The organism is Cupriavidus mimosae (assembly GCF_023952485.1).
GTDB classification, from domain to species: Bacteria; Pseudomonadota; Gammaproteobacteria; order Burkholderiales; family Burkholderiaceae; genus Cupriavidus; species Cupriavidus taiwanensis_C.
The window spans coordinates 348,330-373,726 of the sequence record NZ_JALHRY010000002.1 but is presented as its reverse complement, the minus strand read 5'-3'; the positions used below and the strand labels follow the sequence as shown (position 1 = coordinate 373,726).

23 protein-coding genes are annotated in these 25,397 nt (G+C 67.8%); 15 read left to right on the top strand and 8 right to left on the bottom strand.

Annotation, left to right across the window (positions count from 1 at the left end):
• Positions 1–18: 18 nt before the first annotated feature.
• The 6 genes from nirA to cobA are packed head-to-tail and all read left to right on the top strand — an operon-like array spanning position 19 to position 6,242.
• Entirely contained in the window at positions 19–1,701 is a 1,683-nt protein-coding gene (nirA, locus tag MKD50_RS05710; protein ID WP_252666628.1) for a nitrite reductase NirA, read from the top strand.
• Between the two features lie 16 nt (positions 1,702–1,717).
• Positions 1,718–2,299, top strand: coding sequence for a DUF934 domain-containing protein (locus MKD50_RS05705; protein WP_115704495.1), 582 nt, complete (start codon positions 1,718–1,720; stop codon positions 2,297–2,299).
• On the top strand, positions 2,296–3,099 hold the full coding sequence (locus tag MKD50_RS05700; RefSeq protein ID WP_240072546.1) for a phosphoadenylyl-sulfate reductase: 804 nt from the start codon (positions 2,296–2,298) through the stop codon (positions 3,097–3,099). Before MKD50_RS05705 ends, MKD50_RS05700 begins: the two co-directional genes overlap by 4 nt.
• 12 nt (positions 3,100–3,111) lie before the next feature.
• On the top strand, positions 3,112–4,077 hold the full coding sequence (cysD, locus tag MKD50_RS05695; RefSeq protein WP_115704491.1) for a sulfate adenylyltransferase subunit CysD: 966 nt from the start codon (positions 3,112–3,114) through the stop codon (positions 4,075–4,077).
• A gap of 21 nt (positions 4,078–4,098) precedes the next feature.
• On the top strand, positions 4,099–5,403 hold the full coding sequence (locus MKD50_RS05690) for a sulfate adenylyltransferase subunit 1 (protein WP_252666627.1): 1,305 nt from the start codon (positions 4,099–4,101) through the stop codon (positions 5,401–5,403).
• A gap of 38 nt (positions 5,404–5,441) precedes the next feature.
• A complete protein-coding gene (gene cobA, locus MKD50_RS05685; RefSeq protein WP_240072543.1) occupies positions 5,442–6,242 on the top strand; it encodes a uroporphyrinogen-III C-methyltransferase in 801 nt (266 codons plus the stop codon).
• A 280-nt stretch (positions 6,243–6,522) separates the two neighbouring features.
• Here the strand turns inward: cobA and MKD50_RS05680 are convergent, their stop codons facing one another.
• From MKD50_RS05680 to lptF, 3 genes are read right to left on the bottom strand one after another with little or no spacing between them, the layout of a single operon-like run.
• A complete protein-coding gene (locus MKD50_RS05680; RefSeq protein ID WP_115704485.1) occupies positions 6,523–6,921 on the bottom strand; it encodes a sirohydrochlorin chelatase in 399 nt (132 codons plus the stop codon).
• A gap of 8 nt (positions 6,922–6,929) precedes the next feature.
• On the bottom strand, positions 6,930–8,108 hold the full coding sequence (gene lptG, locus MKD50_RS05675; protein WP_115704483.1) for an LPS export ABC transporter permease LptG: 1,179 nt from the start codon (positions 8,106–8,108) through the stop codon (positions 6,930–6,932).
• Complete coding sequence (gene lptF, locus MKD50_RS05670) at positions 8,105–9,235, bottom strand: LPS export ABC transporter permease LptF (RefSeq protein WP_115704482.1); 1,131 nt, start codon at positions 9,233–9,235, stop codon at positions 8,105–8,107. Before lptF ends, lptG begins: the two co-directional genes overlap by 4 nt.
• Before the next feature lie 187 nt (positions 9,236–9,422).
• On the opposite strand from lptF, the gene MKD50_RS05665 reads away from it, so the two are divergent.
• From MKD50_RS05665 to MKD50_RS05655, 3 genes are read left to right on the top strand one after another with little or no spacing between them, the layout of a single operon-like run.
• A complete protein-coding gene (locus MKD50_RS05665; protein WP_115704480.1) occupies positions 9,423–10,973 on the top strand; it encodes a leucyl aminopeptidase in 1,551 nt (516 codons plus the stop codon).
• Positions 10,974–11,007: 34 nt separating this feature from the next.
• Entirely contained in the window at positions 11,008–11,442 is a 435-nt protein-coding gene (locus tag MKD50_RS05660) for a DNA polymerase III subunit chi (protein WP_252666626.1), read from the top strand.
• Positions 11,439–11,963: a hypothetical protein gene (locus MKD50_RS05655; protein ID WP_252666625.1), complete on the top strand. Its 525-nt coding sequence runs from the start codon at positions 11,439–11,441 to the stop codon at positions 11,961–11,963. The genes MKD50_RS05660 and MKD50_RS05655 overlap by 4 nt, the downstream gene beginning before the upstream one ends.
• Before the next feature lie 72 nt (positions 11,964–12,035).
• On the opposite strand, the gene ilvD is transcribed toward MKD50_RS05655, so the two are convergent.
• Positions 12,036–13,709: a dihydroxy-acid dehydratase gene (ilvD, locus tag MKD50_RS05650; RefSeq protein ID WP_115704474.1), complete on the bottom strand. Its 1,674-nt coding sequence runs from the start codon at positions 13,707–13,709 to the stop codon at positions 12,036–12,038.
• Between the two features lie 298 nt (positions 13,710–14,007).
• Between ilvD and lgt the strand changes: the two genes are divergently transcribed.
• Entirely contained in the window at positions 14,008–14,826 is an 819-nt protein-coding gene (gene lgt / locus MKD50_RS05645; RefSeq protein WP_240072540.1) for a prolipoprotein diacylglyceryl transferase, read from the top strand.
• Positions 14,827–14,847: 21 nt separating this feature from the next.
• Here lgt and MKD50_RS05640 read toward each other — a convergent pair whose 3' ends face one another.
• Complete coding sequence (locus MKD50_RS05640) at positions 14,848–15,867, bottom strand: M48 family metallopeptidase (protein WP_240072539.1); 1,020 nt, start codon at positions 15,865–15,867, stop codon at positions 14,848–14,850.
• 6 nt (positions 15,868–15,873) lie between these two features.
• A complete protein-coding gene (locus tag MKD50_RS05635; protein WP_252666624.1) occupies positions 15,874–16,962 on the bottom strand; it encodes a YjgN family protein in 1,089 nt (362 codons plus the stop codon).
• A 761-nt stretch (positions 16,963–17,723) separates the two neighbouring features.
• Here MKD50_RS05635 and MKD50_RS05630 point away from each other — a divergent pair.
• The 5 genes from MKD50_RS05630 to MKD50_RS05610 all read left to right on the top strand — a co-directional run bounded on the left by MKD50_RS05630 (position 17,724) and on the right by MKD50_RS05610 (position 23,590).
• Positions 17,724–18,455: a GntR family transcriptional regulator gene (locus tag MKD50_RS05630; protein ID WP_252666623.1), complete on the top strand. Its 732-nt coding sequence runs from the start codon at positions 17,724–17,726 to the stop codon at positions 18,453–18,455.
• A gap of 68 nt (positions 18,456–18,523) precedes the next feature.
• Positions 18,524–19,957, top strand: a complete 1,434-nt coding sequence (locus MKD50_RS05625; RefSeq protein ID WP_252666622.1) for a malonyl-CoA decarboxylase domain-containing protein — start codon at positions 18,524–18,526, stop codon at positions 19,955–19,957.
• A gap of 165 nt (positions 19,958–20,122) precedes the next feature.
• Positions 20,123–21,133 carry a Bug family tripartite tricarboxylate transporter substrate binding protein gene (locus tag MKD50_RS05620; RefSeq protein WP_115704465.1) on the top strand — a complete coding sequence of 337 codons (1,011 nt, stop codon included), beginning with the start codon at positions 20,123–20,125 and terminating at the stop codon, positions 21,131–21,133.
• 39 nt (positions 21,134–21,172) lie between these two features.
• Positions 21,173–21,955: an enoyl-CoA hydratase/isomerase family protein gene (locus MKD50_RS05615; protein ID WP_115704464.1), complete on the top strand. Its 783-nt coding sequence runs from the start codon at positions 21,173–21,175 to the stop codon at positions 21,953–21,955.
• Positions 21,956–22,036: 81 nt separating this feature from the next.
• Positions 22,037–23,590, top strand: coding sequence for a malonate--CoA ligase (locus tag MKD50_RS05610; RefSeq protein ID WP_252666621.1), 1,554 nt, complete (start codon positions 22,037–22,039; stop codon positions 23,588–23,590).
• A gap of 84 nt (positions 23,591–23,674) precedes the next feature.
• Here the strand turns inward: MKD50_RS05610 and MKD50_RS05605 are convergent, their stop codons facing one another.
• Positions 23,675–24,373: an SIMPL domain-containing protein gene (locus MKD50_RS05605; RefSeq protein WP_115704460.1), complete on the bottom strand. Its 699-nt coding sequence runs from the start codon at positions 24,371–24,373 to the stop codon at positions 23,675–23,677.
• Positions 24,374–24,504: 131 nt separating this feature from the next.
• A complete protein-coding gene (locus MKD50_RS05600; RefSeq protein WP_115704459.1) occupies positions 24,505–25,329 on the bottom strand; it encodes a sulfite exporter TauE/SafE family protein in 825 nt (274 codons plus the stop codon).
• Positions 25,330–25,397 lie beyond the last annotated feature (68 nt).

Here is a 25,397-nt window from a genome sequence, read left to right as displayed (position 1 = left end):
TACTGAACGGACCCCGCCATGTATCAGTACGACCAATATGACCAGCGCATCGTCGCCGAGCGCGTCGCCCAGTTCCGTGACCAAGTGCGCCGCCGCCTGTCGGATGAGCTGACCGAGGAAGAATTCCTGCCGCTGCGCCTGCAGAACGGCCTGTACATGCAGCGCCATGCCTACATGCTGCGCGTGGCGATCCCGTACGGCCTGCTGTCGTCGACGCAGCTGCGCAAGCTGGCCCATATCGCGCGCGAATACGACCGCGGCTACGGCCACTTCTCGACCCGCCAGAACATCCAGTACAACTGGATGGAGCTGGAACGCGTGCCCGACGTGCTGGCCGAACTGGCCAGCGTCGAGATGCACGCGATCCAGACCTCGGGCAACTGCGTGCGCAACATCACCACCGATCACTTCGCCGGCGTCGCGCCGGACGAGTCGGTGGACCCGCGCGTGCTGGCCGAGCTGCTGCGCCAGTGGAGCACGTTCCAGCCGGAATTCGCCTTCCTGCCGCGCAAGTTCAAGATCGCGATCTCGGCGTCGGCCGACGACCGCGCCGTGGTGCAGATGCACGACATCGGCATCTACGCCTACAAGAACGCCAACGGCGAAACCCGCCTGCGCATCCTGGCCGGTGGCGGCCTGGGCCGCACCCCGATCCTGGGCTCGATCATCAAGGAAGACCTGCCGTGGCAGCACATGCTCAGCTACGTCGAGTCCGCCATCCGCGTGTACAACCGCTACGGCCGCCGCGACAACAAGTACAAGGCCCGCATCAAGATCCTGGTGAAGGCCATCGGCGCCGACAAGTTCGCCCAGGAAGTCCAGGAAGAATGGCAGCACAGCAAGGACGGCCCGGCCACGCTGACGCAGGCCGAGTTCGACCGCGTGGCGCAGTACTTCACGCCGCCCGCGTATGAAAAGCTGGCCGATACCGACGCCTCGTACGAAAACCACCTGCTGGAAGACAAGGCCTTTGCACGCTGGGTCAGCCGCAGCGTGCACGGCCACAAGGTGCCGGGCTATGCCGCGGTGACGCTGTCGACCAAGCCGGGCCTGGCCTCGCCCCCGGGCGACGCCACCGATGCGCAGATGGAAACCGTGGCCGACCTGGCCGACCAGTTCGGCTTCGGCGAGCTGCGCGTGGCGCACGAGCAGAACCTGGTGCTGCCCGACGTGAAGAAGCAGGACCTGTACGCGCTGTGGCAGTTGGCCAGGAAGGCCGGCCTGGCGACGCCCAACATCGGGCTGCTGACCGACATCATCGCCTGCCCGGGCGGCGACTTCTGCTCGCTGGCCAACGCCAAGTCGATCCCGATCGCCCAGGCGATCCAGGACCGCTTCGACGACCTCGACTACGTCTACGACCTGGGCGAGATCTCGCTGAACATCTCGGGCTGCATCAACGCCTGCGGCCATCACCACGTCGGCAATATCGGCGTGCTGGGCGTCGACAAGGATGGTTCCGAGTGGTACCAGGTCACGCTGGGCGGCGCGCAGGGCAACCAGACCGCGCTGGGCAAGGTGATCGGCCCGTCGTTCAGCGCCGAGGAAATGCCCGACGTGGTGAGCCGCATCATCGACACCTTCGTCGCCAACCGCATCGAGGACGAACGCTTTATCGAAACCCTGTCCCGCATCGGCATCGCGCCGTTCAAGGAGCGCGTCTATGCCGACAAGCAGCCGCGCGAGCGCGCCGAAGCCTGAGGACCGGAGACTGAACATGGCAAAGATCATTCAACTGCAACAGGACGGCGCTACCGTCGCCCCCGTCATCGTCGATGACGCCTGGACCGTGCTGCGCGGCACCGCCGAGCACCCGCTGACCGACGAGCAGATCGCCGCGGCCGTGCAAAGCCAGGACGCGGTGCTGTTCCCGCTGTCGGTGTGGAAGGCCAACGAAGCGCTGCTGGCCGGCCGCGACGCGGCCCGCACCGGCGTGTGGCTGGCCCCGGAAGACGAGCCGGGCGATGCCGCCGCGTACTTTGACCGCGTGTCGCTGGTGGCGGTGGACTTCCCGGTGTTCCGCGATGGCCGCGGCTTCTCCACGGCCTACCTGCTGCGCACCCGCTACAAGTGGCAAGGCCAGCTGCGCGCCATCGGCGATGTGCTGCGCGACCAGCTCAACTTCATGAAGCGCTGCGGCTTCGATGCCTTCGCCGTGCGTGCGGACAAGAACATCGACGACGCGATCAAGGGCTTTACCGAGTTCACCGTGACCTACCAGGCGTCGGTCGACGAGCCGCTGCCGCTGTTCCGCCGCGCGCGCGCCGAGGTCGGTGCGCAGCCGAGGGAAACGGCATGAGCACGGTGCTGAGCGATATCCCCGTGGTGGAGGCCGGCACGGTATCCGCGCTGCGGCCGCCCGCGCTGTGGGTCGCGCCCGAGTACACCGGCAGCATCGAAGCGCTGGAACAGAAGGAGCGCGAGCTGGGCGAGCGTCTGGCCGGCATCGCCAGCCGCTTCTTCCGCGCGCGCTTTGCTTCGAGTCTGGCGGCCGAGGACATGGTGCTGACCGACGCGATCCTGCGCGGCAGTGAAGCCGTGCGCGCCGGCATCCGCGTGTTCACGCTGCAGACCGGGCGCCTGCACGCCGAGACGCTGGCGGTGCTCGACAAGGTGCAGTCGCACTACGGCTACAGCATCGAGCAGTACACGCCGGACGCCGAGGCAGTCGAGAACTACCTGAAGAAGCACGGCCTGAACGCCTTCTACGACAGCATCGACCTGCGCAAGGAATGCTGCGGCATCCGCAAGGTCGAGCCGCTGAACCGCGCGCTGTCGCACGCCGACGCCTGGCTGACCGGCCAGCGCCGCGAGCAGGCCGTGACGCGCGCCGAGCTGCCGTTCGAGGAAATGGATGACGCCCGCGGCATCCCCAAGTTCAATCCGCTGGCGGACTGGTCCGAGCCGGAAGTATGGGCCTACCTGAAGCGCCACAACGTGCCGGTCAACGACCTGCACGCCAAGGGTTATCCCAGCATCGGCTGCGAGCCCTGTACGCGTGCGGTGCGCGCGGGCGAGGACGTGCGCGCGGGGCGGTGGTGGTGGGAGTCGAAGGACTCGAAAGAGTGCGGGCTCCACGAACAGAACATCAAGCATTGAGGCCGGAACAAAATGGGCATCATGAACGACATTGCAGAAGCCACCTCCAGCGTGGCGCACCTGTTGCAGGTACAGAACGACCATCTCGACCGCCTCGAAGCGGAATCGATCTACATCATCCGCGAGGTGGTGGCCGAGTGCCGCAACCCGGCGCTGCTGTTCTCCGGCGGCAAGGATTCGATCGTGATGCTGCACCTGGCGCTGAAGGCCTTCCGCCTGGGCGACCGCAAGATCGAGCTGCCGTTCCCGCTGGTGCATATCGATACCGGCCACAACTACCCGGAAGTGATCACGTTCCGTGACCAGCGCGTGGCCGAACTGGGCGCGCGCCTGGTGGTGGGCCATGTGGAAGACTCGATCAAGCGCGGCACCGTGCGCCTGCGCAAGGAAACCGATTCGCGCAACGCCGCGCAGGCCGTGACGCTGCTGGAAACCATCGAGGCGCACAAGTTCGACGCGCTGATGGGCGGCGCCCGCCGCGACGAAGAGAAGGCCCGCGCCAAGGAGCGCATCTTCTCGTTCCGCGACGAGTTCGGCCAGTGGGACCCGAAGGCGCAGCGCCCCGAGCTGTGGAGCCTGTACAACGCCCGCATGGCGCAGGGCGAGCAGATGCGCGTGTTCCCGATCTCGAACTGGACCGAGCTGGACGTGTGGCAGTACATCGCGCGCGAAAACCTGGCGCTGCCGCCGATCTACTACGCGCACCGGCGCGAAGTGGTGCGCAAGAATGGCCTGCTGGTGCCGGTCACGCCGATCACGCCCAAGCAGGACGGCGACGTCAGCGAAGTGCTGTCGGTCCGCTTCCGCACCGTCGGCGACATCAGCTGCACCTGCCCGGTGGCCAGCGTTGCCGATTCGCCGCAAGCGATCATCGCCGAAACCGCGGTGACCGAGATCACCGAGCGCGGCGCCACCCGCATGGACGACCAGACGAGCGAAGCGTCGATGGAGCGCCGCAAGAAGGAAGGCTACTTCTAAGCCGCAGCAAAGGATTCAGACATGACTCACCAAGCAACTCATCAAGGCCTGCTGCGCTTCATCACTGCCGGCTCCGTCGACGACGGCAAGAGCACGCTGATCGGCCGCCTGCTGTATGACAGCAAGGCCGTGCTGTCCGACCAGCTGACCGCGCTGGCCAACGCCAAGAACAAGCGCACCGCCGGCGAGCAGATCGACTTCTCGTTGCTGACCGACGGCCTCGAAGCCGAGCGCGAGCAGGGCATCACCATCGACGTGGCTTACCGCTACTTCTCGACCGCGCGCCGCAAGTTCATCATCGCGGATACGCCGGGCCACGAGCAATACACCCGCAACATGGTCACCGGCGCGTCGACCGCGCATGCGGCCATCGTGCTGGTCGATGCCACCCGCGTGACCGTCACGGACGGCCGCGCGGAACTGCTGGCGCAGACCAAGCGCCATTCGGCGATCCTGAAGCTGCTGGAAATCCAGCACGTGATCGTCGCCGTCAACAAGATGGACCTGGTCGACTACAGCGAGCAGACCTTCAACGAGATCCGCACCGCCTACGCCGAACTGGCCGAGCAGCTGGGCCTGAAGGACGTGCGCTACGTGCCGGTGTCCGCGCTGCGCGGCGACAACATCGTGCACGAGAGCGAGGCCATGCCGTGGTACCAGGGCGAGCCGCTGCTGCCGCTGCTGGAAGAGCTGCCGGTGGAAGAAGCCGCGCCCGAGGACGACGCCGCGCTGCGCTTCCCGGTGCAGCTGGTGATCCGCCAGGACGGTTCGCAGTCGGACGATTTCCGCGGCTATGCCGGCCGGGTGGAAGCCGGCACCGTGCGCGTCGGCCAGAAGCTGCGCGTGCTGCCTGCCAACCGCGAAGCGGTAGTGGCCGAAGTGCTGACCCCGAACGGTGCCGCCGAATCGGCCAACGTCGGCGACACCGTCACTGTGCGCCTGGCCGAGGACGTCGATGTATCACGCGGTGACATGTTCGTTGCCGCCGACGCGACCGCGGCTTCGGCCAAGAAGCTGCAGGCCGATCTGTGCTGGTTCGACGACGAGTCGCTGAATCCGTCGCGCAAGTACGTGCTCAAGCACACCACGGCCAGCGTGTTCGCGCGCGTGTCGGCGGTGGACCGCGTGCTGGACGTGCACACGCTGTCGCACGAGACCGGCCGCCACGAGATCCGCCTGAACGACATCGGTTCGGTGCAGATCTCGCTGCAGAAGCCGATCGTGTGCGATGCCTACGGCGATAATCCGGCCACCGGGGCGTTCGTGCTGATCGACGAGGCGACCAACCACACGGTGGCCGCAGGCATGATCCGTGCGTTCTCCTGATCGGTAACGAACAGGATCGACCGGACAAGGGGCAGCAGATGGACAAGCAGGCACGGAAGACTTACGGCAAGGTGTACCTGATCGGGGCAGGCCCCGGCGCGGCAGACCTCATTACGGTGCGTGGTGCACGGCTTTTGGGCGAAGCCCAGGTGGTGCTGCACGATGCGCTGGTATCGCCGGAGATGCTGGCCTGGTGTCCGCAGGCGGAACTGGTCGAAGTCGGCAAGCGCTGCGGCCAGCGCTCCACCGCGCAACTGTTCATCAACCGCCAGATCGTGGATCTGGCCAGCAAGTACGAACGCGTGGTGCGCCTCAAGGGCGGCGACCCGATGCTGTTCGGGCGCGCCGACGAGGAATTGCAGGCGCTGGAAGCGGCCGGCATCGAGTATGAGGTGGTGCCCGGCATTACCGCCGCGCTGGCGGCCGCTTCCGCCATCGGCAAGCCGCTGACCAAGCGCGGCGTGTCGCGCAGCGTGGCGTTTGCCACGCAGGCCAAGGCCGCGGATGGCGAGGGCTCGGCCGATATCGAAGCCGCGGTCAAGGCCGACACGCTGGTCTACTACATGGGCCGCGACCAGGCCGCCTCGATTGCCGCGCAACTGATCGCGCACGGCAAGCCCGCGTCGACGCCGGCCTGGGTGGTGGAAGCCGCCACCACGCCGCAACAGCGCAGCCGTGAATTCACGCTTGGCCGGATGGCGGCCGGGGAAGCGGCGGCATGGATCGACCCGGTGCAGCCCAGCCTGCTGATGATCGGCGCCGCGCTGGCCGCGCGCGCGACGGAGGCGCCGCGCGAGGATTTGGGCGAGACTGAAGTGCGTACGCCGCGCGCTGCCTGAATTCTCAGGCGCGAAGCAAGCGTGGTTTTGAGTGCTCCCAAGCCGCTCGAACTAGCCTAAGCAAGGTGTTCTCCCTCTCCCCTCATGGGGAGAGGGTTGGGGTGAGGGGTGGGCTAGCCAGTACCACATCAAGCAAGGCCTTCGGTTTTAACCCACCGGCATCAGCCTTTGACCCTCCTGCCCTCACCCCCGGCCCCTCTCCCGCAAGCGGGGGAGGGGAGCAAACAGCGGTGTTACTGACCCTGTCCCGCGATGCCGGCACGGGGTTTTTTATTTCGCCTCAGGACTGCGCGGATGCAGCCCCAGGCAACGCCGCCACGCAATAAGCCGCAATGGCATCCAGCACCGCATCCGACTCGCCCACCGCGGTGGCGCAATGGATGCGCAACCCGGGATGGGCTTGCCGGCACTGCTCGATCAGCACCGGCAAATCGCGCCGGATATGCCCGCCCTGGCCAAAGAACACGGGCACCACGGTGACCTCGGTCACGCCTTGCGCCGCCAGTTCCGCCAGCGCATCCGCCAGCAACGGCGACATCAGTTCCAGGAACGCCAGCCGCACCTCGCAGCCGGGCAGGGCGGCCACCAGCTTCTGCTGCAGCCGCTCGAACGGCTCGCGCCAGCGCGCATCGCGCGCGCCGTGGGCGAACAGGACCAGGGCTCGGTTTGAAACTGTCATGGCCGTGCTCAGTGCCGGTCGACCCAACGCAGCGCCAGCAGCGCCACCATCAGGTAGAGCGTGCCCGGCACCAGCGCCGAGATGATCGGCGGCCAGGTATGCAGCAGGCCGACGTGCGAGAACAGCGTATTCGACAGGTGGAACGACAGCCCCAGCATGATGCCGCCGAACACCTTGACCCCGACCGCGCCGGCACGCGCGTGCAGGTAGGCGAACGGCAGCGCCAGCGCCACCATCACGAACAGCGTCAGCGGGTAGATCACCTTCTTCCAGAACGCGATCTCGTAGCGCTGGGTGTCCTGCTTGTTGTCGCGCAGGTGGCGGATATAGCGGAACAGGTCCAGCGTCGACATCCGCTCCGGCGTCACCAGCAACACCGACAGGATCTGCGGGGTCAGCTCCGAATGCATGGCCACGCGCGGGAACTTGACCTGCTCGGCGCGGAAGTCCGGCGCGAGCGCGTCGCGTGCCGGCGCGCCGGGCGCGGGCTGCGCGCCCTGGGCCTGCGTCGACAGTTCGACGAAGCGGGTCTCGCTGACGTTCTGCAGCTCCCACGACTGGCCGCCCTGGTAGCGCCCCTCCTGCGCCACGCGGATCACGCGCAGCCGGTACTGGGGGTCGAACTCGTACATGGTGATGCCGGTGATGGTCTGGTCCGGCCGCAGCCCCGCCACGTTGACGAAGCGGGTGATCTCGCCCTCGCCGGCGGCATCCTTGTCGCGGTCCTTGACCCAGACCCCGGAGCGGAAGCCCGACGACACCGTGGCGCCGATCGCCTCCAGCTTGACCTTCTGCGCATATTGCTCGGCGCGCGGACCGATGAACTCGCCGAACAGAAAGGTCACGAGCGCCAGCGGCACCGCCAGCTTGAACAGCGAGAACAGCGCCTGGCGCGTGTTCAGGCCGGCCACGCGGAAGATGGTGTACTCGGACTGGCTGGCCAGCTGCGAGAACACATAGATCGCGCTGATCAGCACCGCGATCGGCAGCACCTCGTACACCCGCGTGGGTGCCTGCAGCAGGACGTGGAACAGTGCGACCAGCGAGGTGTACTGGGCGTTGACGTTCTCCAGCTCGTTGAGCATGTCGAAGAACACGAACAGCGACAGCACCGCGAACAGGATGAAGGCGAACACGCTATAGACCAGCCGGCCGAAATAGCGTTCGTAGACGCGCAGGATCCTCATGCCCGGCCTCCGGCCGCGGCCGCGGCATCGCGCTTGCGCAGCCCGAACACGGCGCGCCAGCCACCCAGGCTGCGGTTCTGGCGATAGCGGAACAGCAGCAGCGCGCCCAGGAACACGGCCAGGTGGATGGGCCACCAGGCCAGCCAGAACGGGATCGAGCCGTTGCGCACCCAGGACTGCGACAGGTTGATCAGGTTGCTGTAGGTCAGGTAGATCAGCACCGCGAACACCAGCGGCGTGTAGCGGCCCAGGCGCGGGTTAACGTAGGCCAGCGGGATCGCGATCATGACGAAGTTGAAGGCCAGGATCGGCAGCGAGATGCGCCAGATCAGCTCGCCCAGGTTCTCGCGCGTGGGGTTGCGGATCAGCTCGATGGTGTCGCGGCTCTTGGGCGGCAGCTTGGCCTCGGACTCGGGCGGTTTGTTGTCCACCTTGACCGCATAGCGCTCGAACTCGACGATGCGGTAGTCGATCTGCCCGGGCGTGCCGGAATAGCGGCGGCCATTCTCCATCACCACCAGCCGGTCGCCGTTGGGCATGGTCTCGAACTGGCCCTGGTGCGCCAGCGCCACGCCGATCTTGTCGGCTTCGGCATTGGCCACGAAGACATTGCGCGCATGCTTCATGTCGGCGTCGATGCCTTCGATGAACAGCACGTAGTTGGCCTTGGCCGGCTCGATGAAGCGGCCGGCGGCGATCATCGACATCACCCCGCGCTGCTCGAAGCGGTCGCGGAACAGCGCGCTCTGCTGGTTGGCCCACGGCCACGCGAACAGGCCCAGCAAGAGCGCCAGCACGATGAAGGGCGCGGCGAACTGCAGCACCGGCTTGACCAGGTCGCGCAGCGAGATGCCGGCCGAGAACCACACCACCATTTCCGAATCCTTGTACCAGCGCGTCAGCACGATCAGGGTGGAAATGAACAGCGTTGCCGACAGCAGGATCGACAGGTAGCCGATGGTGGCCAGGCCGATCAGCATCAGCACGTCGTTGGGGCTGGCCTTGCCGTTGGCGGCCATCCCCAGGATGCGGATCACGAGCGAGGTGAGCATGAAGGTCAGCATCACCAGGAACACCGCCCCGGCGGTGTAGGCAAGCTCGCGTCGCAGGGCTTGTTGAAGGATCATGCGGGTTCGGTTCCGGGCTGCCGGCCGGAGCGGGCGATGTGCCGTGCGAGGTGCCTGGCAGAACAGCTGGCTGACGGCACAGCGTGCTGTCAACGTGACCGGGGCGTATCAGCGGCGGCAGGTCGCGGGGTAAAAATCGCGGATAATGGAGGCTTTCGTGTCTAACGAGCCCCTGGAAGGAAGCGCGATGGAATTTAGCACAAAAGCCCTGGATTGGAGCAAAGCCGGCCAAAATGGTTTCCTGGCGACCAAGACCGACTGCCTGGTGGTCGGCCTGTTCGAAGGCCAGAACCTCGGCGGCGTAGCCAAGGCCCTCGATGTGGCCACCAAGGGCTTGGTGGGACGGCTGGTCAAGCAGGGCGACTTCGAAGGCAAGCGCGGCACCCAGCTGATGCTGCACGAAGTGGCCGGCGTCGGCGCCGCGCGCGTGCTGCTGGTGGGCCTGGGCAAGGAAGCCGATTTCACCGACAAGGCCTTTGCCGATGCGGTGCGCACCGCGGTGCGTGCCTTGTCGTCCACGCGTGCGGCCTCGGCGCTGTGGTGCCTGGCGCAACAGGCGCCTCTGCAGCGCGACGTGTCCTGGGCCGTGATCACCACCATCACGCTGGTGCGCGAAGCCGGCTACCGCCTGCTCGAGCGCCATCCCGGACTGAAGCGCGCCAACGCCCAGAATGCGGCCAGCGGCAAGCCCAACGGCAATGACAAGTCCTCGCTGCGCAAGGTCGTGATCGCGGTCGACAGCGGCGACGCCCGCGCCGCGACCCAGGCCGCGGTGCGCGGCACCGCCATCGCCAACGGCATGGAGCTGACGCGCGACCTCGGCAACCTGCCGTCCAATATCTGCACCCCGACCTACCTGGCCAATACCGCGCGCAATATCGCCAAGCGCCACAAGCTCAAGGCCGAGATCCTCGGGCGCAAGCAGATCGAGGCGCTCAACATGGGCGCGTTCCTGGCCGTGACCAAGGGCAGCGAGGAGCCGCCCCAGTTCATCGTGCTGCGCTACGACGGCGCCGGCGCCAAGCAGGCGCCAGTGGTGCTGGTGGGCAAGGGCATCACCTTCGATACCGGCGGCATCTCGCTCAAGCCGGGCGAGGGCATGGACGAGATGAAGTACGACATGTGCGGCGCCGCCTCGGTGCTGGGCACGATTCAGGCCGTGGCCGAGATGGGCCTGAAGCTCAACGTGGTCGCGGTGGTGCCCACCTGCGAGAACATGCCCAGCGGCATCGCCACCAAGCCGGGCGACGTGGTCACCAGCATGTCGGGCCAGACCATCGAGATCCTGAACACCGACGCCGAGGGGCGCCTGATCCTGTGCGATGCGCTGACCTATGTCGAGCGCTTCAAGCCGGCCGCGGTGATCGACGTCGCCACCCTGACCGGCGCCTGCATCATCGCGCTCGGCCATGTCAACAGCGGCCTGTACGCGCGCTCCGACGCGCTCGCCGACGCGCTGCTGCAGGCCGGCCGCCGCGCCATGGACAGCGCCTGGCGCATGCCGCTGGACGACGAATACCAGGACCAGCTCAAGTCCAACTTTGCCGACATGGGCAATATCGGCGGGCGCCCGGCCGGCAGCGTCACCGCGGCCTGCTTCCTGGCGCGCTTTACCGAGAAATACGACTGGGCCCACCTGGACATCGCCGGCACCGCGTGGAAGAGCGGCGCGGCCAAGGGCGCCACCGGCCGTCCGGTGCCGCTGCTGACGCAGTTCCTGATGGACCGCGCGGCCTGAGCGCGGCGCAACGAAGCAGGAGCGGCAACCGTCCATGACGCGCATCGACTTCCACAGCAACGTGCCGGACGTGCTCGGCTATGTCTGCCGGCTGGTCCGCAAGGCCTACGGCGCCGGGCAGAAGGTGGTGATCCACGGCGCCCCGGCGCAGCTGGCTGACCTCGACGCGCGCCTGTGGACCTTCTCCCCGCTGGACTTCCTGCCGCATTGCGGGCTGGAAAGCCCCAACGCGGCGGTCACGCCGATCCTGCTGGCCGCCACCACCGAGGGCGTGCCGCACCACCAGCTGCTGATCAACCTGGCTGACCAGGCGCCGGCGCAGTTTGCCAGCTTCGAGCGCCTGATCGAGGTGGTCGGCGCCGGTGACGCCGCGCGCGAGGCTGGCCGCCAGCGCTACCGCTTCTACCGCGAACGCGGCTATCCGCTGACGCACCACGACATCGGCCAGCCCAAGGGAGACGCCGCATGAGCGAACGCACCACCTCGCGGGTGATCCCGCGGCCGGAGCCGCACGACAGCATCCCGCTGCTGACCGAGGTCGTCGACCTGCCGGATGTCGACACCGAAGCCGACACTGAAGCCGACACCGAAGCGCCGGCACAGGCGGGCGCCGCGGCGGATGACGGCGTGATCGACACCTTTGGCATGGACGATGCCGGCATGGTGATGCAGGTTGGCGACACGGGGGACGCCGCGCTGGACGACGCGATCGTGCCGGCCCAGCCCGCCGTGCAGACGGACGCCGCCGCCGACACCGGCGACGACGACCTGCGCGCGGTGCGTACCGAACTGCTGAGCCGCGTGATGATGCGCTTTCGCACCGAATGGCCGCAGGTGGTGGCGGCCCATACCGAAGCCACGCTGCAGTCGCGGCTGGCGCCGCTGACGGCGCAACTGGCCAGCGAGCTGACGCAGTCGCTGGAAGCGCGACTGGTCGAGTGGCTGGATGCGACGCTGGAGGAAATGGAGAAGGCGCCGGGCGAGGATTGAGGGTTTTCTCCCCTCTCCCGCACAAAAAAGCCTGCGATTCCTCGCAGGCTTTTGCCATTTTCGGGACCGCAATCAGTCCGTCACCGCCCCCTTGCTCGCCGTCGATGCCAGCCGCGCGAACTTCGCCAGCACGCCGCGCGTATAGCGCGGCGCCGGTGCCTTCCAGCTGGCGCGGCGCCGGGCCAGTTCTTCTTCCGGCACGTTCAGCTGCAGCAGCAACCGGTGCGCGTCGATGGTGATCGAGTCGCCCTCCTGCACCAGCGCGATGGTGCCGCCGACGTACGCCTCTGGCGCGACGTGGCCGACCACCATGCCCCAGGTGCCGCCCGAGAAGCGGCCGTCGGTGATAAAGCCGACCGACTCGCCCAGGCCCTTGCCGATGATGGCCGAGGTCGGGGCCAGCATTTCCGGCATGCCGGGGCCGCCCTTGGGGCCGAGGTAGCGCAGCACCAGGATGTCGCCGGGGTTGATGCGGTCGGCCAGGATCGCGTCCATCGCGCTCTGCTCGTCCTCGAACACGCGCGCCGGGCCGGTGATGACCGGGTTTTTCAGGCCGGTGATCTTGGCGACCGCGCCTTCCTGGGCGAGGTTGCCCTTGAGGATGGCCAGGTGGCCCTCGGCGTAGAGCGCGCGCTCGATCGGCAGGATCACGTCCTGGTCGGCGCGCGGGGCGTCGGGCACGGGCTCGAGTTCCTCGGCCAGGGTGCGGCCGGTGATGGTGATGCAGTCGCCGTGCAGCAGGCCGGCCTTGAGCAGGATCTTCATCACCTGCGGGATGCCGCCGGCGCGGTGCAGGTCGGTCGCCACGTACTGGCCCGAGGGCTTGAGGTTGCAGAGTACCGGCACCTTGCGGCGGATGCGCTCGAAGTCGTCGATGGTCCATTCCACCTCGGCGGCATGCGCGATCGCCAGGTAGTGCAGCACCGCGTTGGTGGAGCCGCCGGTGGCCATGATCAGCGCCACCGCGTTTTCGATCGACTCGCGCGTAATGATGTCGCGCGGCTTGAGGTCGCGCTTGACGGCCTCGACCAGCACGCGCGCCGATGCGGCGGCGCTGTCGACCTTTTCCTGGTCCGGGTTGGCCATGGTCGACGAGTACAGCAGCGACATGCCCAGCGCCTCGAACGACGAACTCATGGTGTTGGCGGTGTACATGCCACCGCACGAGCCGGTGGACGGGCACGCGTTCCGCTCCACCCCTTCGAAGTCTTCCTCGCTCATGCGCCCCGCGGTGAACTCGCCGACGGCCTCGAACGACGACACGATGGTCAGGTCCTTGCCCTTCCAGTGGCCCGGCTTGATGGTGCCGCCGTAGACGTAGATGCCCGGCACGTTGGTGCGTGCCAGCGCGATCATGCCGCCCGGCATGTTCTTGTCGCAGCCGCCGATCACCACCACGCCGTCCATCCACTGGCCCTGCGCCGCGGTCTCGATGCAGTCGGCGATGACCTCGCGCGAGATCAGCGAGTACTTCATGCCCTCGGTGCCCATCGACATGCCGTCGGAGATGGTGGGCGTGCCGAACACCTGCGGGTTGGCGCCGGCGGCCCGGATCGCGTCGATGGCCGCGTCGGCCAGGCGCTGCAGGCCGGCATTGCACGGCGTGATGGTCGAATGGCCGTTGGCGATGCCCACCATCGGCTTGTCGAAGTCCTCCTTCTGGTAGCCGAGCGCGTAGTACATCGAGCGGTTGGGGGAGCGCGCCACGCCTTGCGTGATGTGCCGGGAGCGCTTGTTGAATGCCATGGCGGGGGTCTCCGGGATCCTTGTTCTATGCCGCCGCGGGTGCGCGGCGGGCGCTGTGATGGGGCAAGAATGACGCGTGCGTTTTGGCGTGTCAAATGGATTGTTCGGGCGCCGCCGGGCGCCGGGCCCGGGGCCTGCCGCGCGGGGCGCCGCGGGGATTTGTGACATCATTACGGGCTACGATGCGTGCGCTGACCAGGCGTTGGCATTGCCGTGCAACCTTCGCCGCACCCGCGCGTCTTACCTGGCGCCGCATGGCCGGCGCCGCCGCTGCCCCACAATCACCATTCACGCCAACATGCTGATTCATCCCCAGTTCGACCCGGTTGCGATTCACCTGGGCCCGCTCGCGATCCGCTGGTACGGGCTGATGTACCTGGCCGGGTTCGTCATGTTCCTGTGGTTCGGGCGCCTGCGCGTCCGCCAGCCGCATATCGCCGCCAAAGGCTGGACCACGCGCGATCTCGACGACATGCTGTTCTTCGGCGTGCTGGGCGTGATCCTGGGCGGGCGGCTCGGCTATGTGCTGTTCTACAAGCCGTCGTACTACCTGTCGCATCCGATGGAGATCTTCAAGGTGTGGGAAGGCGGCATGGCCTTCCATGGCGGCTTTCTTGGGGTGGTGGTGGCGATGTGGCTGTTCGGCCGGCTGCGCCGGCGCCACTGGATGGAAGTGACCGACTTCATCGCGCCGATGATCCCGTGCGGGCTGGCCGCCGGGCGCATCGGCAACTTCATCAACGGCGAGCTGTGGGGGCGCGCCACCGACCTGCCGTGGGGCATGATCTTCCCGCAGGCCGGCGACAACATCCCGCGCCATCCGTCGCAGCTCTACCAGTTTGCCGGCGAGGGCGTGGCGCTGTTCATCATCCTGTGGCTGTTCGCGCGCAAGCCGCGGCCGATGGGCGCGGTGTCGGGCGTGTTTCTGATCGGCTACGGCGCGTTCCGCTTCGCCGCGGAATTCGCGCGCGAGCCCGACAACTTCCTGGGCCTGCTGGCGCTGAAGCTGTCGATGGGCCAGTGGCTGAGCCTGCCGATGATCCTGGCGGGCATCGCCATGGTGATCTGGGCCTACCGCCGCCAGCCCGGCGCCGGCGCGCCGCAGCCGGCGGCCTGAGCCCCGCCTTCCTGCGCTGCGCTAGCGGCCGGCACGGCGCAGCGCGTCGATGCGCGCCTGCGTGTGCGGGTGCGTCGACAGGAAGTCTTCGCCGCGTTCCGACTGCGCGTCATCGGGCTTGTGCTCGCGCCGCTCCAGCGCCACCAGCACGTCGGCCAGTGCCGCCGGTGGCAGGCCGTTGCGCTGCATGACGTCGATGGCGTAGGCGTCGGCCTCGCGCTCGTGGTCGCGCGAATAGCGCAAGGTCAGCATGGCGGCGGGCACGCCCGCCAGCACCGACGAAATATCGCCGAACAGGTAGGCTGACAACGCGGCCAGCGCCGAGCCCTGGATCACTTGCTGCAGTCCGTGGCGGCGCGCCACATGGCCCGCCTCGTGGGCCAGCACGCCCATCAGGCCGGCGCCGGTGCCCGCCAGGCCGACCAGTTCGTCGGTGACGATGATGGTGCCGCCCGGCAAGGCCAGCGCATTGGCGCCGATCTCGCCGCCCTGGCGGAACATGACCTGGTAGTCGTGGGCCGTGTCACGCGGGCGCCGCAGCGCCGCGAAGCCGGCGCGGATCTTCGCCTGCTCGGTGGCCGGCAACTGCGTCGGCCCGAGCATGCCGTTGTCGAGACTCTCCAGCGTCAGCTGGCCGAGCCGGGCTTCCAGTTCGGCCGGCACTCCGCGTGCCATCATGCCCGCGCCCCACGGCAGCAGAACGTAGTAGCCCAGCACCAGCACCGCCACCAGCGCAGCCACGGCCAGGCCCGCCAGACGCCAGCTGTTCTGCGCGCGCGCCACCAGGCTGTCGCGGTGGCCGGTGGCTGCCAGCAACCGGTCGAACGCGGCATGGTCGTTGACCTCGCAGAAGGCGCCGTCGGCGAAGGTGACCAGCCGCGGCGCGCGGCGCACGCGTTCCGACACGCGCAGCTGCGACAGCGGCGCGCGCCGCAATTCGGCGCCGGCGGCGTCGCGCAGCACGGCCTGCTGCGCCTCCACGGCGAGCGTGGCGGGATGGGCGCGCGACGAGCGCCCGTCGAAGAAAGTGACCGGGACCATGGCGCCTCAGAGCGCGATGTCGATGTCGTACCAGTCTACCGTCGCGTCGCCCAGCGCGCCCACCTGCTGGGCCTCGCCGGCGACGAAGCTGTCGAGCGGGCCGGCCGCCAGCATGGTCACGCACTGCAGCCGGTAGCGCGTGGCGCGCACCCGTGCGAACGGCAGGAACAGGCCGAGCGTCAGCGCGATCGCAATCAGGTTGGTGACGAAGATAAAGACCATGCGCGCGGCGCTGACCTCGCTGCGGAACGCGTGCGGCGCCAGCGTGGTGTGGCTCCATACCACGTTCTGCAGCCGCGCCATCAGGTAGGGGCTGACGGACAGCATGCCCAGGTAGAAGCCGGCGATGCCGAAGCCCAACAGTGCCGCCGCGCCGAAATTGCCGATGCCCGGTGCCATCACGAAGCCGGCCACGGCCATCGCCAGCGTGCCCGCCAGCACCACGCCGAAGGCGCGCAGGTAGGCCCGGTAGAAATCGCCCGCACCGGCGTGAAAGCCGAACGGTGCGGTGCCGAAGCGGGTGTGGTTATGCTGGTAGCGCTTGAAGCGCTGGTGCGCCGCCGGCCCCAGCAAGCCCAGCGTGGCCACCGCGGCCAGCGGCCACAGCACGAATACCCGGTAGGCCTCGGCATCGCCGCCGGTAAAGCCGAAGCGCAGCCCGCGGTAGCTCGAGTTGGCCATGCGAAAGCGCAGCGAACGTACCAGCAGCAACGGGAACACCGCCAGCAGCACCAACAGCATCGCCAGCGCCAGGAAGGGCGAGAAGGTCGAGGCGAACTGGAACGCGAGCACCAGCCCGAACACGATGGCCCGGCCTTTCAGGATCGCCGACGGCTTGCCGTGGTAGTCGAAGCTGGCGCCGTCCAGCCGCGTATTGCGATAGAAATACTGCAGCGTGCGCACCTTGGCCCAGGCGGAATAGATGCCCAGGGTGACGATGGTCAGCAGCGCATTGACGATCCAGATACGGAAATACTCGGAGCCCGAGCCGGTGAAGCTCAGACCCAGCGGCTGCAGCGCGGCAGGGCGCGGGCCAGCGGGCGCGGCCGGTTCGGCCGCGGTGGCGGCCAGGGTGAAATCGCTGCCAGCTTGCATGGCGTGAACTCCAGGGTAAGGTGCGATGGATACCGGGAAACCGGCGGGGAAACCCCTAGTGGCCGGCGCCTGTTTCAAAAACGCAACGATGGCAATTCAAGCAATTGCGGCGACGGCCTCACATTCTCGCACCGATAAATACCGCCAACGGCACATTTTGCATGGGCCCCTGCCTCCGCCTATGCCGCAACGTCCTCACCATGGGAAAACCCTCGTAACACTCTGGAAACATTCAGTTACACTGAGATCATCCTGTAACAAATTTCGGTCCGGTGCCATTCATAAAATCAAGGGCTTAGCCCGACTGGCACGTAAATCGCTAGTGTTATTGTTACAAGATGAGCGGCGAGCCACAGCCGCCACGGCGGTGCCAGGGGGGAGTACGGCTCTTTGGGTCGAGAGTTACGCTAGCCGCGCTGCACGGATCAAAGGGCACGGGAAAATCACGCGCTTTGGCGCGTTTGCAACAGGGGTGGCGCGGGGCCAGCGCCAGGTCAATCCATGGACCCACGCGGCGGATGCGTTCGTATCCGCCAGCGATGAATCAGGCAGTACGGCAGTTCTTTTCAGGCGCGGGCGTTTCCTTGCGGGGAGGCAAGGGACGCCCGCCGCACCTCACCAAATCATTCCCGCTGGACCTGCGCCCGACCTTGCGGTGCACCATCGAAAATCCTTGTATCGTTCGCGTCCTAATCCATAATTATGAATTATGGGATTCGATGCACACGCCATGGGATCCGCTGTGCGATACAGGAGGTGGCATGCGCATCGTCCAGCAGGCGCTGTACCTGGAAGTGGCAGACCGGCTGCGCGCCATGATCGACGCGCATACGCTGGTGCCGGGCGCATGGATCGACGAAAGCGCTATGGCCGAAACGCTGGGCATCTCGCGCACGCCACTGCGCGAAGCGCTCAAGGTGCTTGCCGCCGAAGGCCTGGTGCGGCTGGAGCCGCGCCGCGGCTGTTTCGTCAATGAACTGTCCGAGCAGGACCTGGACGAGATCTTCCCGCTGATGGCGCTGCTGGAAGGGCGCTGCGCCTATGAGGCCGCCCGTAACGCCACCCGTGCCGATCTCGACGGGCTTGACGGCCTGCACGCTGACCTGAAGCGCTATGCCCAGGCCGGCGATATCGACGCCTACTACGAGACCAACGCCCAGATCCATGAAGCGATCCAGCGGCTGGCCGGCAACCGCTGGCTGAGCGGTCTGATCAGCGACCTGCGCAAGGTGCTGCGGCTGTCGCGCCACAAGAGCCTGAAGCTGCCGGGGCGGATCCAGGAGTCCTGCGCCGAGCACCTGAGTGTGTTTGCCGCGCTCAAGGCGCGCGACCCGCAAGGCGCCGAAGCCATGATGAAGACCCACTTGCTGCGCCAGCGCGGCGCGCTGCAGGCGCTCGATGCCGGCGGTGCCGCGATGGCGGCGGACGTAACCGACGTAAAGGCGGCGGTGCGCGCCCCACCGGCCTTGCGCGTGGCGGGCGCGGAAGACTAGCTCCCGCACACCGCCACGCCAGTCAGAGTTTCCCCACGTTCACATCGATGCATCAAGGCAGGTACCGCATGAACTCCTTCGATACGGGTGACCAGAAGATCAGCGCGCCGCTGGGCGAGAGCGAGCCGTCCAGCTCCAATATCCTGTCGCGGCTGGGCCGCTGGTGGGGGCGCAAGGGCGAGGGCGATGCCAAGGCCAATGGCGATGCCAGGGCCGCCGCGCCGGCCGATGGCGAGGCGCCGTTGGCGGCGCGCGTGGTGCGCCGCCAGCGCGAACAACTGCGCCTGTGCTTCGATGCGCGCCTGACCGACGGCGCCGCCAATGCCGCCGCGCAGGCCTGGCAAGCGGAATACGAAGCCGCCGGCGAGGCCACGCGGCGCGGCATGCTGGCGGTGCTGGCCGACGTGGCCAGCAACGGCAGCGAAGAGGTCGCGGCCGATGGCGACAAGGGCGCGCGCGCGGGCCAGGCCCAGTCCAACGCCCGCATCCGTTTCTTCAAGCGGCTGGCAGCGCTGCATGGCCAGCGTGGCAACAGCGCCTGCGGCCTGCACTTCCTGATCCAGCTGCGCGCCGACATGCTGCGCTGGCAGCGCCGCATGCCCGGGCTGCGTCCGCTCGACGACGATCTCGAGGCCTTGTTCTCCAACTGGTTCGACGTCGGCCTGCTCGAGCTGCAGCCGATCACCTGGGACTCGCCCGCATCGCTGCTGGAAAAGCTGATCCGCTACGAGGCCGTGCACGAGATCGCCTCGTGGACCGACCTGCGCAACCGGCTCGATTCCGACCGCCGCTGCTACGCCTTCTTCCACCCGCGCATCCCGCGCGAGCCGCTGATCTTCGTCGAGGTGGCCTTTGCCCCGGAAATGGCCGCCGACGTCCATACCCTGCTGGACGAAGCCGCGCCGCTGGAGGACCTGCGCCGCGTCAAGTGGGCGATCTTCTATTCGATCAGCAATACGCAGGCGGGGCTGCGCGGCGTCAGCTTCGGCAACTTTCTGCTCAAGCGCGTGATCGAGGAAGTGCAGCGCGAATTCCCCAAGGTGAAGCAGTTCGCCACGCTGTCGCCGATCCCCGGGTTCGCCGACTGGCTGCGCAAGCAGGACGGCGAGGCCGTGGCGCGCGTGCTGGGCGACAAGCGGCTGGCGCGCTGGAGCGAGCGCCACGGCAACGCGCCCGCCGACGGCACGGCGTGGCTGGAGGCGCTGGCGCCGGATGCCGCCGATGCCGTGGTGCGCGACACCGCGCTGACCCTGGCCGCGCATTTCCTGGTGCGTGAACGCAACCAGTCGATGCCGGCCGACCCGGTGGCGCGTTTCCACCTCGGCAACGGCGCCTGCGTGGAACGACTCAACTGGGGCGCCGACCTGTCGCGCAAGGGCCGCAGCCAGAGCTGCGGCATGATGGTCAATTACCTTTACGTGCCCGAGGCGCTGGATGACAATCTGGCACGCCTGGGCGCAGGCAACCCGCGCATCAGCCGTAGCGTTGGGAAGCTGCTGTGATCCTGGTCCGGTCACGGGAATCGCCCTTGCCCTGGTACTCGCGGCGCCGCGCGCGCCGCGTCGTTTTGGCGGGAGCCATGTCGTAGAAGCAAAGCCAGCCGCGCAGTGCCCATGCGGGCGCGCGCGGCCATCAGATTGACTTTCCAGAAGAGAGAGGAGACAAAGATGAATCGTCGTCAGTTCAGCCTGGCCGCCTGTGCGCGCGCAGCGGGCCTGGTCCTTGGCGTGGCCGGCATCGGTGCCGGCGCCATGCTCGCCGCCCCCGCGCACGCAGATACCTGGCCGTCCAAGCCGGTCACCGTGATCGTGCCGTTCCCCGCCGGCGGCGGCACCGACGCCTTCGCGCGCCCGCTGACCGCGCAGCTCTCCAAGCAGCTCGGCAAGCAGTTCGTGATCGACAACCGCGGCGGCGCCGGCGGCACGGTCGGCGCCAGCCTCGCGGCCAAGGCCGCGCCGGATGGCTACACCGTGTTTATCGGCGGCGCCCACCACGCCATCGCGCCGTCGTTCTACAAGAAGCTGGACTACGACATCGAGAAGGACTTCATTCCGGTCACGGTGATCGCGCAGCCGCCGCAGGTGGTGGTGGTCAATCCCAACCGCGTCAAGGCCAATACGCTGCAGGAGCTGATCGCCTACGCCCGCGCCAACCCGGGCAAGCTCAACTACGGCTCGGCCGGCAACGGCTCGTCGCACCACCTGGCGGGGGAGCTGTTCAAGATCCAGACCAAGACCTTCATCACCCATATCCCGTACAAGGGCGCCGGCCCGGCACTGTCCGACCTGATCGCCGGCCAGGTCGACCTGATGTTCGACGGGCTCGGCTCGTCGGCGCAGCATATCCGCGCGGGCCGCATCAAGGCGCTGGCGGTGGCGTCGAGCAAGCGCTCGCCCGCCTTCCCGAACGTGCCGACCGCGGCCGAGGCCGGCGTGCCTAATTATGAGGTGTCGACCTGGTACGCGATGTGGGTGCCCAAGGGCACGCCGAAAGACATTGTCGACCGCCTCTACGCCGAGACCGAGAAGGCGCTGAACACGCCGGAGCTGAAGCAGATCTGGCTGAACAACGGCTCGGAAACGCCGGCATTCACGCCGGAACAGTTCGGCCAGTTCCAGCACGCCGAGATTCGCCGCTGGGCCCAGGTGGTGCAGCAGTCCGGCGCCAAGATGGACTGACGCCATGCCCATGCCGATCCGAAGCCGGGGAATGCGCCCATGAGCGGCACCGTGCGCTTTGCCACGCAGGACACCACCGCCACCGTGACGCTGGCGCACGCGGGCAAGCTCAACGCCATTTCCGCGCAGATGTGGCGCGAGCTGGCGGCGGGCTTTGCGCGCCTGTCGGCCGATACCTCGCTGCGCTGCGTGGTGGTGCGCGGCGCCGACGGCAACTTTGCCGCCGGCGCCGACATTGCCGAGTTTCCCGCTGAGCGCGGCGACGAGGCGGCGGTGCGCCACTATCACATGGCCACCATCGCGCCCGCGCTGGCGGCGGTGGCGCAATGCACGCATCCTACCGTGGCGATGATCGAAGGCGTGTGCGTGGGCGGCGGGCTTGAAATCGCCTGCCATTGCGACCTGCGCATCGCCGCGTCGGACAGCCGCTTCGGCGTGCCGATCAACCGGCTGGGCTTCCCGATGGCGCCCGGCGAGTTGCACGGCCTGCTGGCGCTGGCCGGCCGCGCCGCGGCGCTGGAGATTCTGCTCGAGGGCCGCGTCTTCGACGCCGCCGAGGCGCGCGACAAAGGCCTGCTGACCCGCGTGGTCGAGCCCGCCGCGCTGGCCGCCGAAGTCGACGCCACGGTGCGCCGCATCGCCGCGGGCGCCCCTGCCGCGGCGCGCATCAACAAGGCCACCATCCACCGGCTGGCACCGTCGCCGGCGCCGCTGTCGCCGGCCGAGCTGGACGCGCATTTCGCCTATGCCGAAGGCGCGGACCACGCGGAAGGCGTCGCGGCCTTCCTGGCGCGCCGGCCACCACAGTTCCGCGGGGAGTAGGGTGCGCCGACGGCACTGCTTCCCATCATCGATGTCTTCGCTTTTCAGCCTGCTTTTTCAGCCTTTCGTTCGCTCCCTGTCATGAACGCCAACCTGTTCGCCCTGTTCGAATCCCGCTTCCCCGCCGACCGTACCGCCTGCTGCATCGAGACGCACGACGGCCTGTATTACAGCTGGGACGACCTTGACCGCGCCACCGCCAAGCTGGCCAACCTGCTGGCCTCGCTGCACCTGCCCGAAGGCGCGCGCGTGGCGGTGCAGGTGGAAAAATCGCCCGAAGCGCTGTTCCTGTATCTGGCCACGCTGCGCGCCGGCTATGTCTACCTGCCGCTGAACACGGCCTACCAGGAGGCCGAGATCGACTATTTCGTCGGCAATGCCGAGCCGTCGGTGGTGGTCTGCAGCAGCAAGAACTTCGGCTGGGTCTCCAAGGTGGCGTTCCGCCACGGCGTGAACCATGTGTTTACGCTGGACGACGACCGCGGCGGCTCGCTGCTGTCGCGCGCGGCGGGCAAGCCCGACACCTTCGAGACGGTGGCGCGCGCCGACGATGACCTCGCCGCCATCCTCTATACCTCCGGCACCACCGGCCGCAGCAAGGGCGCGATGCTGACCCACCGCAACCTGGCCTCCAATGCGCAGACGCTGCACGATTTCTGGGGCTGGCGCAGCGACGACGTGCTGCTGCACATGCTGCCGATCTTCCATGTGCACGGCCTGTTCGTCGCCTCGCATGGCGCGCTGCTGGCCGGTGCCAAGATGATCTGGGCGCCCAGGCTGGACATGGCGCAAGTGCTGAGATTCCTGCCGCGCTGCACGGTGATGATGGGCGTGCCGACCTACTACGTGCGCATGCTGCAGGAGCCGCGCTTCGACGACGATACCTGCCGCCGCATGCGCCTGTTCGTGTCGGGTTCGGCGCCGCTGCTGCTGGAGACCTTCGACGCCTTCCGCGAGCGCACCGGCCATACCATCCTGGAACGCTACGGCATGAGCGAGACCGTGATGCTGGTGTCCAACCCCTATGACCCGGCGCTGGGCGAGCGCATCGGCGGCACCGTCGGCATGCCGCTGCCCGGCGTGTCGGTGCGCGTGGTCGACGGCGACGGCAAGCCCTGCGCGCCGGGGGAGATCGGCAATGTCGAGGTGCGCGGCCCGAACGTGTTCAAGGGCTACTGGCGCATGCCGGAAAAGACCAAGGAAGAGTTCACCGACGACGGCTGGTTCAAGACCGGCGACGTCGGCCGCTTCGGCGGCGCCATCGTCAGCCAGGCCGGCGAGCGCGCCGTGCCGGACCACTACCTGACCATCGTCGGGCGCAGCAAGGACCTGATCATCTCGGGCGGCTACAACGTCTACCCGAAGGAAATCGAGAGCTTTATCGACGAAATGCCGGGCGTCGCGGAGAGCGCCGTGATCGGCGTGCCGCACGCGGATTTCGGCGAGGCGGTGGTGGCGGTGGTGGTGCGCAAGCCCGGTGCGGACATCGACGAGGGCGCGCTGATCGGCACCCTCAAGGGCCGCATCGCCAACTTCAAGGTGCCCAAGCGCGTGCACGTGGTGGACGAGCTGCCGCGCAACACCATGGGCAAGGTGCAGAAGAACGTGCTGCGGGAGAAGTTTGCGGCGCTGTGAGGAAGGTAGCGAAACGCCGGCGGGTTTGCTCCCTCTCCCGCAAGCGGGAGAGGGGAGCACACCAGCGGTCAATCGAATGAGAGCTTACTTCAGCATCTGCACAGACCCGTTGACCGACACCGTCACCTGGGTCTTGCCGCCTTCGACCGGCACCGGCACCGCGGCGTCGGCCATCATGGCCTTGGCGGCGCCGTACATGCGTGGCACCGGCGGCACCATGCCGGTCTCGTTCACGCTGACTTCGCGGATGGTGTAGCTGTTGTAGCCGAACAGCTTGGTGGTCGCCTGCGCCTTGCTGCGGAACGAGGCGATGGCCTGTTCGGCGAGCTTGGCCTCGGCCGCTTCGCGCGCTTCGCGCGACAGCGAGAAGGCGATGTTCTGCACCTGCATCTGGCTGGCCAGCTCGCCCGCGAGCTTGGACACCGCCGAGAAATCGCGCGACTTCAGGATGACCTCGGAGCGCCCGCGCCAGGTGCTGATGCGGCCGTTGCGATCGGTGCTGGGGTGGATGGTGAAGCCGCCGGATTCGGCGGTCACGCCCTGCACGCGGCGCGCCTGCGTGATGACCGTCTGGGTCCGGGCCGACAGGCCCGAGGAGATCGCCGCCGGTTCGGCGCCTTCCTGTTCCGCGGCCAGCGTCAGGTGCACGATATCGGTCGGCACTTCGGTGACGGCCTGCGCGGTCAGCGACAGCACGCCCGACGGCGTTTCCGTGGGGCCGCCGTGGGCCGAGGCGACGACGGCGGTGGTGCCGAGCAGGGTGGCGGCGAGCCATTGTTTCATGTGGTTCTCCCAATCAAAACGTGATGGGTATCAGACGTGGCCGCGAGGGCGATCGTTCCGCGACATTGCAAACGATTGTTGCGGTGGCGCCGCGGGTGGTCTCTCTTCCCCCGCGCGGGTGACGCGGATCGTCAAAACGCCTGCCAGGCCTTCCACAACATATACGTGGCCAGGCACAGCAGCAGCACGGCAAAGATCTTGCGCAGCTGGCCCACATCCATGCTGTGCGCGGTGCGCGCGCCCAGCGGCGCGGTCAGCACGCTGGCCACGGCGATCACCAGCAGCGCGGGCAGGTAGAGATAGCCGAGCGAGGCGGGCGGCAGCCCTGGCGCGTGCCAGCCGCTCCAGACATAACCGGCCACGCTGGCCGCGGCGATCGGGAAGCCGAGCGCGGCCGAGGTCGCCACCGCGTTGTGGATCGGCACATTGCACCAGGTCATGAACGGCACCGAGACAAAGGCGCCGCCCGCGCCCACCAGGCTAGACAGGAAGCCGATCACGCCGCCCGCGCCGGCCATGCCGGCGAAGCCCGGCAGCTGGCGCCCCGGCTTGGGCCGGCGGTTGCGTAGCATCTGCAGCGCCGAGAAACCGACGAAGCCCGCGAACGCCAGCGACAGCCAGCTGGTCTTCAGCGCCGCAAAGACCTTGCCGCCGCCAACCATGCCGCCGATCACGATGCCGGGCGCCAGTGCCAGCACGATCGGCCAGCGCACCGCGCCGCGCTGGTGGTGCGCGCGCACGGACGACAGCGAGGTGAACAGGATGGTGCCCATCGAGGTGGCGATCGCCATATGGACGATGGCTTCGCCGGCAAAGCCCAGGCTGGTGAACAACAGCGTCAGGAACGGCACCATCATCATGCCGCCGCCCACGCCAAGCAGGCCGGCGCAGAAGCCGGTGAAGGCGCCCAGTGCGAGCAGGGCGGGGATCAGCACCGGCAGGTTGTCGAACGGCATCGTGTCAGCAAGTCGTTGTTATCTTCGTCAGCCTTGCCGCGCAGGGCCTGGTTGGTTGCGGCAGCACG

What these genes read in the sequence shown, in the direction of transcription:
- nirA (WP_252666628.1), top strand. Translation starts at nt 19, where the DNA reads ATGTATCAGTACGACCAATATGACCAGCGCATCGTCGCCGAGCGCGTC.
- MKD50_RS05705 (WP_115704495.1), top strand. Translation starts at nt 1,718, where the DNA reads ATGGCAAAGATCATTCAACTGCAACAGGACGGCGCTACCGTCGCCCCC.
- MKD50_RS05700 (WP_240072546.1), top strand. Translation starts at nt 2,296, where the DNA reads ATGAGCACGGTGCTGAGCGATATCCCCGTGGTGGAGGCCGGCACGGTA.
- cysD (WP_115704491.1), top strand. Translation starts at nt 3,112, where the DNA reads ATGGGCATCATGAACGACATTGCAGAAGCCACCTCCAGCGTGGCGCAC.
- MKD50_RS05690 (WP_252666627.1), top strand. Translation starts at nt 4,099, where the DNA reads ATGACTCACCAAGCAACTCATCAAGGCCTGCTGCGCTTCATCACTGCC.
- cobA (WP_240072543.1), top strand. Translation starts at nt 5,442, where the DNA reads ATGGACAAGCAGGCACGGAAGACTTACGGCAAGGTGTACCTGATCGGG.
- MKD50_RS05680 (WP_115704485.1), bottom strand. Translation starts at nt 6,921, where the DNA reads ATGACAGTTTCAAACCGAGCCCTGGTCCTGTTCGCCCACGGCGCGCGC.
- lptG (WP_115704483.1), bottom strand. Translation starts at nt 8,108, where the DNA reads ATGAGGATCCTGCGCGTCTACGAACGCTATTTCGGCCGGCTGGTCTAT.
- lptF (WP_115704482.1), bottom strand. Translation starts at nt 9,235, where the DNA reads ATGATCCTTCAACAAGCCCTGCGACGCGAGCTTGCCTACACCGCCGGG.
- MKD50_RS05665 (WP_115704480.1), top strand. Translation starts at nt 9,423, where the DNA reads ATGGAATTTAGCACAAAAGCCCTGGATTGGAGCAAAGCCGGCCAAAAT.
- MKD50_RS05660 (WP_252666626.1), top strand. Translation starts at nt 11,008, where the DNA reads ATGACGCGCATCGACTTCCACAGCAACGTGCCGGACGTGCTCGGCTAT.
- MKD50_RS05655 (WP_252666625.1), top strand. Translation starts at nt 11,439, where the DNA reads ATGAGCGAACGCACCACCTCGCGGGTGATCCCGCGGCCGGAGCCGCAC.
- ilvD (WP_115704474.1), bottom strand. Translation starts at nt 13,709, where the DNA reads ATGGCATTCAACAAGCGCTCCCGGCACATCACGCAAGGCGTGGCGCGC.
- lgt (WP_240072540.1), top strand. Translation starts at nt 14,008, where the DNA reads ATGCTGATTCATCCCCAGTTCGACCCGGTTGCGATTCACCTGGGCCCG.
- MKD50_RS05640 (WP_240072539.1), bottom strand. Translation starts at nt 15,867, where the DNA reads ATGGTCCCGGTCACTTTCTTCGACGGGCGCTCGTCGCGCGCCCATCCC.
- MKD50_RS05635 (WP_252666624.1), bottom strand. Translation starts at nt 16,962, where the DNA reads ATGCAAGCTGGCAGCGATTTCACCCTGGCCGCCACCGCGGCCGAACCG.
- MKD50_RS05630 (WP_252666623.1), top strand. Translation starts at nt 17,724, where the DNA reads ATGCGCATCGTCCAGCAGGCGCTGTACCTGGAAGTGGCAGACCGGCTG.
- MKD50_RS05625 (WP_252666622.1), top strand. Translation starts at nt 18,524, where the DNA reads ATGAACTCCTTCGATACGGGTGACCAGAAGATCAGCGCGCCGCTGGGC.
- MKD50_RS05620 (WP_115704465.1), top strand. Translation starts at nt 20,123, where the DNA reads ATGAATCGTCGTCAGTTCAGCCTGGCCGCCTGTGCGCGCGCAGCGGGC.
- MKD50_RS05615 (WP_115704464.1), top strand. Translation starts at nt 21,173, where the DNA reads ATGAGCGGCACCGTGCGCTTTGCCACGCAGGACACCACCGCCACCGTG.
- MKD50_RS05610 (WP_252666621.1), top strand. Translation starts at nt 22,037, where the DNA reads ATGAACGCCAACCTGTTCGCCCTGTTCGAATCCCGCTTCCCCGCCGAC.
- MKD50_RS05605 (WP_115704460.1), bottom strand. Translation starts at nt 24,373, where the DNA reads ATGAAACAATGGCTCGCCGCCACCCTGCTCGGCACCACCGCCGTCGTC.
- MKD50_RS05600 (WP_115704459.1), bottom strand. Translation starts at nt 25,329, where the DNA reads ATGCCGTTCGACAACCTGCCGGTGCTGATCCCCGCCCTGCTCGCACTG.